General features: G+C 40.1%; 12 protein-coding genes and 1 tRNA gene. 4 read left to right on the forward strand and 9 right to left on the reverse strand.

Translation table 11 applies throughout. From position 1 onward, the window contains the following. Positions 1–125: 125 nt before the first annotated feature. Positions 126–2045: an FHA domain-containing protein gene (locus VB711_RS18845; RefSeq protein WP_323287761.1), complete on the reverse strand. Its 1920-nt coding sequence runs from the start codon at positions 2043–2045 to the stop codon at positions 126–128. A 60-nt stretch (positions 2046–2105) separates the two neighbouring features. Between VB711_RS18845 and VB711_RS18850 the strand changes: the two genes are divergently transcribed. Both VB711_RS18850 and VB711_RS18855 read left to right on the forward strand, forming a co-directional pair. Further along, complete coding sequence (locus VB711_RS18850; protein WP_323287762.1) at positions 2106–2552, forward strand: DUF29 domain-containing protein; 447 nt, start codon at positions 2106–2108, stop codon at positions 2550–2552. Between the two features lie 31 nt (positions 2553–2583). Beyond that, on the forward strand, positions 2584–3237 hold the full coding sequence (locus VB711_RS18855; RefSeq protein ID WP_323287763.1) for a Uma2 family endonuclease: 654 nt from the start codon (positions 2584–2586) through the stop codon (positions 3235–3237). 243 nt (positions 3238–3480) lie between these two features. Here the strand turns inward: VB711_RS18855 and VB711_RS18860 are convergent, their stop codons facing one another. From VB711_RS18860 to VB711_RS18885, 6 genes are all read right to left on the reverse strand, one after another. Next, complete coding sequence (locus tag VB711_RS18860) at positions 3481–4281, reverse strand: hypothetical protein (RefSeq protein ID WP_323287764.1); 801 nt, start codon at positions 4279–4281, stop codon at positions 3481–3483. A 203-nt stretch (positions 4282–4484) separates the two neighbouring features. Beyond that, positions 4485–4988: an FHA domain-containing protein gene (locus VB711_RS18865; RefSeq protein ID WP_323287765.1), complete on the reverse strand. Its 504-nt coding sequence runs from the start codon at positions 4986–4988 to the stop codon at positions 4485–4487. Between the two features lie 13 nt (positions 4989–5001). After that, entirely contained in the window at positions 5002–5667 is a 666-nt protein-coding gene (gene nfi, locus VB711_RS18870) for a deoxyribonuclease V (RefSeq protein WP_323287766.1), read from the reverse strand. A gap of 159 nt (positions 5668–5826) precedes the next feature. Next, on the reverse strand, positions 5827–6822 hold the full coding sequence (locus tag VB711_RS18875) for a transposase (protein WP_323287768.1): 996 nt from the start codon (positions 6820–6822) through the stop codon (positions 5827–5829). Positions 6823–6841: 19 nt separating this feature from the next. Further along, entirely contained in the window at positions 6842–7699 is an 858-nt protein-coding gene (locus VB711_RS18880) for a hypothetical protein (protein WP_323287769.1), read from the reverse strand. Positions 7700–7843: 144 nt separating this feature from the next. After that, a complete protein-coding gene (locus VB711_RS18885; protein WP_323287770.1) occupies positions 7844–8491 on the reverse strand; it encodes an Npun_F0813 family protein in 648 nt (215 codons plus the stop codon). 465 nt (positions 8492–8956) lie between these two features. Here VB711_RS18885 and VB711_RS18890 point away from each other — a divergent pair. Together VB711_RS18890 and VB711_RS18895 are read left to right on the forward strand one after the other, a co-directional pair. Then, positions 8957–9030 (forward strand) — tRNA-Arg (locus tag VB711_RS18890). A 119-nt stretch (positions 9031–9149) separates the two neighbouring features. After that, on the forward strand, positions 9150–10049 hold the full coding sequence (locus VB711_RS18895; protein WP_323287771.1) for a peptidoglycan recognition family protein: 900 nt from the start codon (positions 9150–9152) through the stop codon (positions 10047–10049). 73 nt (positions 10050–10122) lie between these two features. On the opposite strand, the gene ribBA is transcribed toward VB711_RS18895, so the two are convergent. Continuing rightward, entirely contained in the window at positions 10123–11796 is a 1674-nt protein-coding gene (ribBA, locus tag VB711_RS18900; protein WP_323287772.1) for a bifunctional 3,4-dihydroxy-2-butanone-4-phosphate synthase/GTP cyclohydrolase II, read from the reverse strand. Positions 11797–11928: 132 nt separating this feature from the next. Further along, on the reverse strand, positions 11929–13155 hold the full coding sequence (locus VB711_RS18905; RefSeq protein ID WP_323287773.1) for an MFS transporter: 1227 nt from the start codon (positions 13153–13155) through the stop codon (positions 11929–11931). Between the last annotated feature and the right edge of the window lie 32 nt (positions 13156–13187).

Here is a 13187-nt window from a genome sequence, read left to right on the forward strand (position 1 = left end):
TTCCCTATATAGCACAAAAAAGGGGTTAGTAAGTAGTCGGACAAAATTAAATTCATTTGTTAGCGTAACCCATTGATAAAACTCGTTTCCCCTGGTTTTACTCCTGACTCCTGCTATAAATTCTATTACGGACAACTGTTAAAAACCCACCTCAACCACTGATTCAAAGAACCAAACCCACCTAAACCCCCAACTAGTGCCTCCACAGAAGCCAAAGCCGCATACTGTAAACCCAAAAAACTATCAACAGCGGCATAGGGTCCACCCAAAGTAATCGCCCCGGCTGCAAACATTTTACCTTTACCGCTACGCATTTCCACTAATTCAAAATTATTTGCCACCACCAACCGCCCCAAATGATTCACAGGGAGATGATAATGGTTAACCAAATCCTCTAACAATGGGTTAGCATCAACCTTGGCATCTAATCCAGTCGCGTCAATAATAAAATCAGCCGTTAATTTCATTTCCCCAAAACCATGTTCTTGGATTTGGGTAATAGTGTGATTTTGTGCGTCTCGTTCTACAGCCAACACTTGACCAAAACTAATTTGATACCAACCTTCCCTTAAACCTTGTTCAGTAATTCTCTGCCAGTCTCGACGGTCTGCGGTAGTAGTTCCTCCCCAATCTGTAAGTAACCTCTGGCGTTCTTCCGGTGTTGCTTGTTCCAACATCACCCGCAATTCACCACCCCAACAAGCTTTAGGCCAGTTAAAAGGTTGGAGTTCGTAATGGTTTTTAACTAGACGCTGGGCTTTTTGAAATTTGTTGCCTTGGGGTTTGGGCGATCGCATTAAATGTAAAACTGTAATATTAGGATTTTGCTTTCTCGCTTCATAAATACGCTGGAAAATCCGCGAAGCCACAATTCCCCTTCCCCTAATCAACACGGTTCCACCTTGACGTTCCAACTGTTCATAAACGTGATTATGGTCTTCATACGCATTAACCACAGATTTAAAATCTTGATATTTTGCCCGATAAGCTTGTAAATCTGGCAAAAATTGAATCGCTGGATATCCCGTAGCTAAATGTAAATAACGACTAACCAAAAAGGCATAATTTCCCGGACTGCGAGAATAAGCAATACAATATCTACCATCATCAGTTTTTCTAATTGACCTAACTCGTCCATAGCGATAAATTTGATCCCAAGCAATACGTTTTACTTCCCGGTCGATAGAATCAAAAACATTACCCGCACGAGGAGTATAAGTTTCCGCAAAAGTTGGTTCAGCGAAAACTTGCCATAAATATTTTCCGGCTGATGTTATTTTACCTTTAGTTAAATCACGCCAAGATTCCCGCACAGCATAACTAGGCCACCCCCAAATATTATCCGGGCAAGAATCAGAATTAGACCGCAATCTTTCATGTAAAGGAATTTGGGAATTAAGACACAGCCGTTTATAACGTGCATAAGGTTCAGCGTCTAACCCCACAGCAACAATTTTTTCGGCTTTTACCCCACTAATTCTCAACAAATCAACCCAAATAAAACTACCCAAACCCGCCCCAATTGCTAAATAATCACATTCATCTACTGGTAAACCTGTGGCGTGTAATGCTTGTATTTCTACTTTTTCTGCTTGGAAAGACGGGGGTGGAAAACTAGGATTTACAGGAGAAATGGGGGATAAATTGGGGTCTGGGAGATTGGTATTTGGATTAAACTGAATTATGGAATTGGTAGGTTTAACTATCGCACTCGCGCCAAAGGTGACAATAATAATATAGGGTCCAATTTGCAAAGTATCCCCATTAGCTAACTGACAACGGGTTTGTCTTTGTCCATTGATGTAAATACCATTAACGCTGTTTTGGTCAAAAACCACGAAATGACCGTCTTCCCAGTCAATTAAGGCATGATAGCGAGAGACTTGATTACTATTCAGCAATATCCGTGAAACCCTCTTTCCAGCTATTTCTACTGGTAAACGAGAAAATTCTCGACCAAAAGCGATAGGTACAATTAACCTTGGTTCTCGTCGTTCTCCTGTTGCTGGGTCTTCCCAACTTAATTGAATTTGCAAGTTAGCCATTGGGTAATGCGATCGCGATTAGACAATGTTATAATTTTAATACTCACAATAACAACACAAATGGCAAAAATATCTTCACTACATGAAAGCGATTTTTTGTTGTGGACAGAAGAGACGGTAAACAAACTTAAAGCCTTGGATTTCCAGCATTTAGATTTGCCAAACTTAATTGAGGAGGTAGAGGCTTTGGGAATTTCTCAGAAAAAAGAACTTCTCAGTCGTCTTACTACTCTACTTGAACATCTCCTCAAGCGTCTCTATGTCACCATGCCGCAAGAATACAATGGTTGGGAGCGGACTATTCGTGAACAACGCAAAGAAATAGATTTATTGTTAGTCCAAATGCCTAGTCTACGACGTTTCTGGGATGAAGATATGCAAATTGCCTGGAAATCAGCTATCAAAGTGGTTCGCAAAGAATATCGACAAACAGCATTTCCTGAACAATGGCAATATTCAATACAACCAGAAGCAATCTTAGATTATGACTTTTGGGAAGAAAATTAATCAACTATAGCGGTATGCACTTGAATGAGATATGGGTAATGCAATAAAGATTAGACAATTAAAGATTAAACCCGGTCAACAACTGTTACTAGAAGATGTTAGTTGGCAACAATTTGAAAATATTTTAGCAGACTTAGGAGAACATCGGGCTGCCAAAATTTCCTATAGTTATGGACTTTTAGAAATTATGGTTCCCCTGCCTGAACATGAAAAAGCCAAAGAAATTATTGGCGATATCGTAAAAATTTTATTAAATCAAAAAAATATCAATTATGATTCTTTAGGTTCAATTACTTTGAAAAATGAAAAAATGACTCAAGGGGTTGAACCCGATAGCTGTTTTTATATTCAAAATCAAGCATTAGTTATTGGTAAAAATCGTTTAGATTTGAATATAGATCCACCGCCAGATTTAGCCATAGAAATTGATTTAACTTCTCGCACACAATTAGAAAATTACCAAATTTTAGGAGTACCAGAACTTTGGCGATACGGGAAAAAAGGACTACAAATTAATATCCTTCAATCTGGAAAATATGTAGAATCAGATTTTAGTCCTATATTTCCAGATATTCCGATTATTGAATTAGTCAATCAATACGTTCAGCAGAGTCGCGTTATTGGTAGCAGCCAAGCAATTCAAGCTTTTAGTAATTGGTTAAGAGAGAATAAAACTATTGTATAATTCTAATGATAATGTCTCGACAAAAAATATACAGCCTTCATTTATTACTAAATAGACATCTCTGAAGAAGAATGTAGAAATGCAGAGACGTTCCATGGAACGTCTCTACAAGGGTTGTAGAGTTCTAGATAAAGCATATTTAGTTTCTAAAGATGTCTATCTAATATATAAAAAATCGTAGGTTGGGTTAAGCGACAGCGCAACCCAACTACATCAGATTCCAGCTACGTGAAGTACCTATTTTTAAGGTAATGGAGGAGGAGCCGGTTGTTGAGATTGTGATGGAAGGGATGGTTTTTTTGGTGGTGAAAATAAAGGAGAATTTTGTTGCTTCAAACCCCTTAAAGGCTTGAATATTTGATTTAATTGAGGTGTATTTTTCTGACTAAGACGCTTTTTTACCTCTACTAAAATTTGATCTTGTAAAATTGGTGATAATTTTTCAGGTAAATTTTGATTATTTAGATCCTTTAAACTAATTTCCTCAATTTTAAATTGTTCTTTTACAGGGTTGGATTGAAGTGGAAGTTGTGCATTAACATTAACCTGAATATTTTTGAACAACATTTGTTGAATCATTAACTCAGTTTGTGGGGTACTCAATTTTTTTGTGTTTTCTCCATTATTCCCTTTTTGTTGTATCTTTTGAGCATTAATTTCAATTAAATTTTGGGGTTGGACTGAATTATTGTTAAACTTTACATCAATATTAATTTCCATATCTTGAATAATCATTTTTTTCAAAATTAAAGGTTTAGCATTAAGTCTTTCTGCTTGAAACTCAATACTGCCAATTTTGAAAATATAGGTACTTGGAAAACCTGCTAAATTAGTAAAGCGAATATCCATCATCTTTACATTTTGTGCAAAGAGATTAACCTGGGCTTCCGCAGAATCTACTGGTAATCCTGTCCCCTCACTTAGACTTTGTTCTAGTTTCTTTTGTACGTGTTGATTAATCAACTTACTCGCACCTATTGATAAAACCCCTAAAATAACTGCACCAACAACTAAACCACCAACTATCCAAGATTTTTTAACCATATAAAATATTCTTTTTACAAAAAAGGGAACAGGGAACAGGGAACAGATAAGAAGCTAAAGTTTCTGAGTTTAAAGCTGAGTCAAAAAAAAATGTATTTAAAAGATGACAAGCAGGGAAAAAATAGTGTCATTATTTCAATCTCATATTTTTAAACATGAGTTTTTTCTGTTAAGAGTTGCCCGTTTCCCGTTCCCTCTGAAATTCATAAACTATTTGGTGCTACTAAAACACTGATAGCTGCTGCTAAAGATGTACCACACCAAGGACAGCCGATTTGGAGGTTTTCTGCTGGAGAAACCTTTTGACATTTGTGACACTGCAAACTGTAAGCAGGTTTTGGTGTTGGGGGTAATAAAATTGTTGGTGGAATATTATTGATAGAAACAGCCGTAACTTGTAGTTTTTGTTGCCCCAAATAAATAATACTACCTTTTGTTAAACACATCTCACCTTGGACTAATTTTTGACCATCGACGAGAGGGGGGTTGAGCGATCGCAAGTTTCTAATATAAAATTTTTGTTGTGGAAAATCAAAAAATATCTCTACGTGTAAACCAGATACAGTCCCGTGAGTTAAAACAATATCACACTGCAAGGGATCACGACCCAAACGCACAGTACCCGGATTTTTGCTGGCTTGTTGCTCAAAAATTTGTTGAATTTTCTTTTGACCATCATCTTCCCATTCTAAAGTTAGTCCATTCATTTAATTTGCCCTATTACCTAGAAGATGCTAATTTATCAGCAATACGGGTAGTTTCTGGTAAACGATATTTAGGGGTACAGCGTAACACATAATCAATGGCCGTCGGTAAACTAATTCGATGGCCGCTAGAAACATACAGGGGTTTGACACCGGGACGTGTCCGTAAAATAGCCCCAATGGTTTCACCTTGATGTATTAATGGTTGCCAACTACCTTTGGGATCTGGTAATTGCTCATGGTTGCCAATCAGCCGAGATTTAGCTACACCTATTGTTGGTATATTTACGATTACCCCTAAATGACAAGCTATGCCAAATCGACGGGGGTGGGCGATTCCTTGACCATCACACAAAATTATATCAGGTATAGTTTTAATCTTTTCTAAGGCATCAAGAACGGCAGGTATTTCTCGAAATGACAGGAATCCAGGTATGTAAGGAAAGCTAGTGGGACGGTGTGCGAGGCTAGTTTCCACAACCTGCAAATCAGGAAAGCTGAGAACAGCCACAGCAGCACGGCTAATTGTCCCATTTTCCAAAAATCCCATATCCACACCCGCAACATATTGGATAGGTTCTTGTAGTTGATCTGTGGTAATTACCTGAGTTTGCAGGTTTTGTTGAATAGTTATAGCTTCACCAACTGTTGCAGGCCAGTTATGATGTTGATAGACGCTCATTTTTGTTTTTCCCTGGTTCTGCAAAAGGCTAATCATCATCTGAGATTTTGCCAGACCTCAAGAACCCTTGTAGAGACGTTCCATGGAACGTCTCTACATTATTTATTTCCTCTAATAATGCTAACACCCCACCAGAGCCAGAAAATATCATCATCCCTGTTAAATTAAAGACAGCGAGTAGACCTGTCCATCAATCAACAGCCTAGTTATACCTTTAGCTTGGAGATGGGTACTAGCCTTATGGAGCATTTTGCTATCGGGGACTTTAATAACGCGATCGCGCTTCGTCGAAAACCGCTTTGCCACTCGATGATTATCAAAAATCGGCAGAGTTCTTTGTTGGGTTTCGATGGTAGGAATTGTCCCCAAATCGCCAAAATCCTTGAGAGGTCTAGTAATTAACTCTGCTGCCCGATCAATTACTAAATAGCAAGTTTTAGGCAAATGAGCCACCGACAAGGGCAATACTTGAACTGGGGCTTCTCCAGGGTTACGTTTTGTGACTAAAGATATGGGTTCTCCAAAGTCCTCATCCTCATAATCATCTTCATATAAATCATCATCCAAATCCTCCATATCGTCTAAATCATCGGACTCATCCAGCAAATCTTCCCCTAACATTTGAGCCAGTGCCTTGGCATCTGTATCATCATCATCATCTTCTTCTTCTAGAATCGGAAGAGGAGCGCTGGGAATTTCCGGTGGTTTGTGTCTAATAATTTCCAATTCACGGGTCATTGGCAGCTTAGGTTTTTCCACCGCCGAAGATCGAGTTTTCACCCTTCTAATCACAGGAATTGGCGGCTCGAAATACTCCGATTTAGGTAATTCCTCAATCACTGGCTGTGGTTTCTCAACTACTAACACCTGTTGAGGAAGGATCTCCTGGATGCTTGGCGGTTCTTGTTCTGGCTGTGAATGAACCAACAGAGGTATTTGCTCGTAATTTACCTGCGCTCTACCTTCGGGGGTTCTGGCAGCACGTTTGAGAGAAACCAGATATTCATACTCTTCTTCTGGTAAGGTACTTTTGAGCAGCCGACTAATTGTTGAGTTGCTGACATCATAGCGATCTGCTAACGTTGAGGTTGTTTCAGCAGTTTCTCGATATAACTTCAGAATTTCTTGCTTATCAGGATCAGTTAATTTTCTCACGGTAGACACCAAAATTTGACTAAGTTCGTTTGCGTCCACTGGCACGCCGTTTGAGGCTCAAGGATGCTTCGTATTCTAGGGCAGCACCCATACCAAATAACACGCCGCTAAATACCCAACATACCTCTAGTAAATCCCCACTTTGATAATTCGGTCCTTGGGCGAATTTAAACCACATATCTGCAATGTAGAGCGAAAATGCGGCTGCGGCAATCATTCTCCAGGATAGGGAAACTTTCCCTCCCCAAAAGGCTAATAGCATAATTGTAGCGATAATTAATAGCACCACATCGCTCACTACATAAAATGAACTTAAAATGAAGGGTATTAGCTCCATTGAGGCTTCTTGACTCTGTTGAGAAATCCACCAAGCCAAAAAACTTCCTAACCCTCCAATGCCGGCGACAATTAACCACTGCCATTTTTCTAGATTAATTCGCCTGGAAAATACAGCTAAACTCATCCCTGTCCCCAGAAATAAATAGGTCATTATAAAAAACACATCGGCAATTGACACATCCGGTTCTTCTTTGAGAACTAATTCTATAAAACCGAAAACTATCCCTCCGATAAAATAACTGAGCATCCCTAACCCAATTAAAAGCCAAACCCGTCGATTACTGATGATTTGGGTACTTCGCCAGTTTCTTAAACAGAGGATAGCTGCACCCAGGTAAGCCAAGGCTTCAAAAATATTTGTCCCGATCACATACCAGTCGGCACGGGTGGGGGGTTGATTCGGTGCAGCAGGTATTTTGGCGCTAAACAATAAGAAGTATAACAGTGCTAAGACTGCCCAGCCAATACTCACTAAGACGATATTTTGAGTATTGAAGATGGATTTAGGACGGTATGAATTGTCGTAAGAGTTACTCATAGTATTCAACCAGGTAAATGCTTTTTGGCTGTATTTCTGGCGCGAAGGATTGGTATTCAGCAGGTGTTCCACTAAATAATATTCAAATTAGAACCACAGGCAAGTTCCCATGGAGGCTGTTTGAGTAAACAAACCATATCCATGCTAATGCCAAAGTTTACTGAGTGGAGATTGACTTAACCAACTGATAAACAGCGATCGCTCGTCTTCTGGCATTTCAGTTAACCGATCATCGACTTGATGAGCAAAGTTAGTATCACCAAAATAGGATTTTCCCAGTTTATGCAAGTCTTCTAGGAGGGTCATCCAATGAGCTTCTTGCCAGGGAGGTAATTTGGTAATCTGGGAAGGATCAGCCGTTAGCAATGTCTTGACTATCTCCGGTGAGGATATTTCTGGAAATTGCTTTTGCTGTAACAACCCGGAAATATCTTTTTCAAACAAACTTGCCTGTCGATTACCCAACAATTCTGCAATATCCAGATAAACAGCCTGTAGTAGCATAATCGTGGCTAAGGTAAACACCTCTCCTCGACTATGGATATCTGACTGTTCTAGGCGGATTTTACCCCAAACGCTATAACGATCTGGTTCTTCCAGCAAAACACAGGCTTTGCCCCGATTGTCCGTGAGCGATCGCCATAAAGCTTTAGCTTCCATCTCTTGACTAGCTTTGAAAACGCTGATCAGGCGAAAGGTCTGCTCTTGATAATATAAAATTGGCACCTGCTGATCCCGCGTTGGGTGCTGAATACTGGATATTTCAACATCCTGTCGTTTGAGAATAAACATGACACTAGCAAATAACTCCTTGGATGGACTTTTCGGAATTAACCACGGTTTCTAAATATATAGCAATTATTACTCAGGTCAAGTATTTCCTAGCTGGATCTATTCAACCCTAGTAATTAAGGCTATATTTAGCTGGCATTTGCCAGAGACTTAACCAGCATACACGGTTCTATCCATAACATGATTATAAATACCACATCAGCGGACTCTCTCCCACTAAGGGCTGCCAAATTGACTCTCCCAGGGGATCATCGCAAATGAGCAAATTCACCCTTGACATGATTATGATATTCTGAAATGTCACCTCTGTTGCGTTTTTAATTGACACTTACTTGCAAATTGGTCATACCATTAGACACAGAAACACTTTCAACCCTATTTTTTATCCAACTTTAAATTTAATCTTGCCTATTGCTAAAAAAAAAGTTATAATCGTTCAGGTAAACGTTTTGTTCCAATCACCTTGGGCGCGTAACTCAGGTGGATAGAGTAACTGCCTTCTAAGCAGTCTGTCACAGGTTCGAGTCCTGTCGCGCTCGTTTTAAATTACAATGTACAAAATATTGCTGCTTAAAAGGCTATTACACCCTTAGTCCTGAATTGCAATCCAATTAGGAATAGGAAAATGGTATTTAGCCTCTATAACTGGGAGGTATCTATGAGATTTAGGGACTGGGCAACTAGAGTATTGTTAATTTTTATGATGTTAGCGGCTTTGATTTTGGCAGTGTTGATTGGTGGTTTAAGACAAAGGCAAACTGATACCAGTAATGTTATCAATCAATTTAATCATACTACTTTAACGACACCAGCTAAATTATCAAGCCAATATCCACAGGTACGATATCAATCAGCAACTAACACAGAAAATAAAGTTAAAACTATAGCTCAATCGCCTGTTAAGACGAACCCATTGCCGACTAAATACGTCACGACTCAGGCTTTTGCTAATTATAGACCTAATTATCAACGGGCTGTGGTACATCCTAGCAATTATGGCGATCGCTATTCTCAAAATTTTAACGGTGTGTCCTTAAATAATCAACCAATTATTGTTCTTCACGAAACCAGTAATTCTGCCTCTAGTGCAATTAATTTTTTTCAAACACCCCATGAAAATGAAAATGTCCAAGCCAGTTATCATACTTTAATCGACTTAGAGGGAACAGTAATTTATCTAGTACCACCGGAAAAACGTGCTTATGGTGCAGCTAATTCGGTGTTTGAGGGTACTAATGGTTTAGAAACCGTCCAGACTAACCCTAATTTACCTCCATCGGTCAATAATTTTGCCTATCACGTGTCTTTGGAAACCCCACCAGATGGTAGAGACAATAACATGATCCAAAGCCATAGCGGTTATACAGAGGCTCAATACAATTCTTTAGCTTGGTTAATTGCTCAAAGTCAAGTTCCAGATGACCGCATTACTACCCATCGTGCTGTAGATCGTTCTGGACAAAGGGCAGATCCTAAAAGTTTCGATTTTGATAAGTTTTTTAAGTTACTGCATAGTTATCGGCAATTAAGACCAGTTAATACAGCAAGTAATCAATAACATCAGAATGAGGATTTAGAGAATTTGAAGATTAAATCAAATCTTGGCCATCCTGATTCTGACATCTTGACTTCTACTTACTAAAGCTGTAGATTTTTTGTGTCTCCAGGCGATCGCTCAAACTAGAAGGCAGTACATCAAAACTAATAATCTGTCGATCTAGCTGCACCTGTAAATTAGTTAGAGGATCACTACCCGAAGAAATTAGAAATTCTAGCTTTTGAATGTAAGGTAAAGCTAATATTTCATCCAGAATTTTGCCAATAGCTTGCAGGTAAGGATGGCCAGTTTGTTGATACCAATCAAGGTCAGCAACTAGCGCCTGGTCAAAGCCTAAGTGTACAGTTAAAGATGGGCGATCAAATAAAGCAATTCCTAAAGGTCGTGCTTCTTCTTGTAACAATAAATCATTAGTTTTGGCTAAATAACGTAACTTCTCTAAGCGTTCATAACGTTTTGTCACCAATTGGGGGTCATCTTGCCAATGTAAGGCCACCGTCACCAAATAGGTTTGCAACAGCATATGACCGAGTTTTTTTGCCTTAGTTGCTAGATAGTAGGAATTGTAATCATTGGCTTCAATTAACAAAGGCACACGATCTACAACTTCCAAACCATAGCCTTTAACGCCAGCAATTTTCCGGGGATTATTGGTAATCAGACGGATTTTTTTCATCCCCAAATCCATTAGCATTTGCGCCCCCATGCCATAATCTCGCAGATCGGCAGGAAAACCTAATCGCTCATTTGCTTCTACGGTATCCAGTCCCATATCCTGCAAAGAGTAGGCTTTAAGCTTGTTAACCAGACCAATTCCCCGTCCTTCTTGTCGCAGGTAAACAACCACCCCTTGACCTACGGATTCAATCATTTTTAAGGCTGCTTGTAGCTGCATTCGACAGTCGCAGCGTAAAGAACCCAAGGCATCACCAGTTAAACATTCTGAGTGCATCCGCACCATCACCGCGTCGTCTTTAAAAGTGGCGGGATCACCTTTAACGATCGCTACGTGTTCAGATTTATCTAAAGTGTGACGGTAGCCGTAGATTTGGAAGTTACCAAATTGGGTAGGTAGTTCGGCAATGGTTTCACGAATGATTAAGCGATCGTGTTGGAGACGATAACTGATTAAATCGGCAATGCTAATAATTTTTAGTTTATGGACTTTGGCATATTCCATTAACTGGTTTAATCGTGCCATTGAACCATCGGAGTTTTGAATTTCACAAATTACCCCTGCTGGGTAGAGTCCAGCCAGTCGGGATAAATCCACGGCCGCTTCCGTATGTCCTGCACGTTTGAGTACACCCCCTGCCCGCGCCCGGAGTGGGAAAATATGTCCCGGACGGCGGAGGTCTTCCGGCTTTGTGGCTGGATTCAGGGTTACTTGAATGGTGCGAGACCGGTCTTCTGCGGATATTCCGGTGGTGACACCTAATTGGGGGCTGGCATCAATGCTGACAGTGAAGGCAGTTTGATTAGGATCGGTAATATTGCTCACCATTAATGGTAAGTCTAATTGATCCAAGCGATCGCCCTCCATCGCCAGACAAATTAGACCTCTAGCCTCCACGGCCATGAAATTAATCATGTCCGGGGTGGCAAATTGGGCGGCACAAATCAAATCGCCTTCATTTTCTCGATTCTCGTCATCGACAACCACAATGACACGACCAGATTTTAGGTCTGCCAAGGCGGCATCAATGGAATCGAATTCAAAGGCTTGGCTAGTCTTAGGCTGTGACACAGAAGATTTCCAGCTACAAACGTAAATTTTTCTAACAATTTCTTATTTTAGATTGTAGCTTGTTTGTGGGAACTAGATATTGTGTGAGATCACTAACTTTTTTGGTGGAGACAAATATTATTGCCTGTTGTCTCATTTTAAAGCATAAATATCAGCGCCACGACCCAGGGCAAAACGGAGGGATTCTGGTAAGTTGCGACTAGATTGGGTGATGAAGATTAAGATAGCCAATAGGGTTAAACCGGTGGAAAGACCGTACATACTCCGATAACCGACTTGTTCAGCGACAGCACCTAAAACTGGTCCGGCGATCGCTAATCCAATATCCAATCCTATTAATGATACACCAAATATTCGTCCCCGTTCATGGGGCAAGGCTCGGTCTGTCATCATTACGGAAATCATGGGAATTACGGTTCCAGATGCAGCACCTTCTAAAAATCCTCCCAATAGGAAGGTAAAGGCATTGTTGGCTTGCCAAATACATACCAGTGCTAAGGTGTAAGCAATTAAACTTGTTGTGACAAACAAACCTCTCCCGTACTTATCGGAGGCTCGACCTGTAACTAATCGGACACTAAAACTAGCTACGGCTGTGGCTGTAAAAAATAAACCGGGATTTAAGTCTACTCCTGTGGTTTTGATGAACAACGCAATAAAAGTATGTGAAGTACCTAAAACTAAGCCAAACAACAACAACACCAAGGCTGGAACACGTACACGGGGACTAATTAGCAACTGTAAAAAATTATCATTGTCGGTATTGGCATTGGTGGGTTGTTCTTTAATGGGGGAATTGATCATGAACACACATAATAAACCCGTGCCTCCTAAAGCCGCAGAGGTTAAAAATAATGAGTTGTAACCAGCACCTTCTTGAATAAATCCACCCAAGGCTGGACCCAGGGCTACACCAAGGGGATTAACTAAACTCATGTAGCCGATGATTTCACCACGACGGTGTTCTGGTGCTAAGTCTCCCACTAAGGCGATAAAAGCTGTAGCAAAGGCGGCAATACTGATACCATGAAAGGCACGAATGACCATTAATGGCACAATTGAGTCTACCACTAAATAACCCAAGGGAGCGATCGCTGCCACTGACATTCCCATCAGCAAGACAATTTTTCTCCCTTTTTGATCAGCTAAATTTCCACAAAAAGGACGAAGTAGCAACATTCCAATGGCAAAGCTACCCATCACAATCCCGATTTGTTGTTTGGTAGCGCCAATCGCTTCAATATATAGCGGCAAAGTTGGCAATAGTGAACCTAAACTTGACCAGAACAATAAACCTGCTGTAAACAACAAAAGCAAGTTGCGCCGCAGATCAGCGTTAAAATTATTAAAAGCTTTCACGGCAAACACAATTTAATATTTAAGTGGGTTTA

The sequence above is a fragment of the Cronbergia sp. UHCC 0137 genome (assembly GCF_034932285.1).
GTDB lineage: Bacteria > Cyanobacteriota > Cyanobacteriia > Cyanobacteriales > Nostocaceae > Cronbergia.

Bases quoted from the DNA above. Each gene is read 5' to 3' on its own strand.
- VB711_RS18880 (WP_323287769.1), bottom strand. From the start codon at position 7,699: ATGAGTAACTCTTACGACAATTCATACCGTCCTAAATCCATCTTCAAT.
- VB711_RS18865 (WP_323287765.1), bottom strand. From the start codon at position 4,988: ATGAATGGACTAACTTTAGAATGGGAAGATGATGGTCAAAAGAAAATT.
- VB711_RS18855 (WP_323287763.1), top strand. From the start codon at position 2,584: ATGGGTAATGCAATAAAGATTAGACAATTAAAGATTAAACCCGGTCAA.
- nfi (WP_323287766.1), bottom strand. From the start codon at position 5,667: ATGAGCGTCTATCAACATCATAACTGGCCTGCAACAGTTGGTGAAGCT.
- VB711_RS18895 (WP_323287771.1), top strand. From the start codon at position 9,150: ATGAGATTTAGGGACTGGGCAACTAGAGTATTGTTAATTTTTATGATG.
- VB711_RS18885 (WP_323287770.1), bottom strand. From the start codon at position 8,491: ATGTTTATTCTCAAACGACAGGATGTTGAAATATCCAGTATTCAGCAC.
- VB711_RS18850 (WP_323287762.1), top strand. From the start codon at position 2,106: ATGGCAAAAATATCTTCACTACATGAAAGCGATTTTTTGTTGTGGACA.
- VB711_RS18845 (WP_323287761.1), bottom strand. From the start codon at position 2,045: ATGGCTAACTTGCAAATTCAATTAAGTTGGGAAGACCCAGCAACAGGA.
- VB711_RS18860 (WP_323287764.1), bottom strand. From the start codon at position 4,281: ATGGTTAAAAAATCTTGGATAGTTGGTGGTTTAGTTGTTGGTGCAGTT.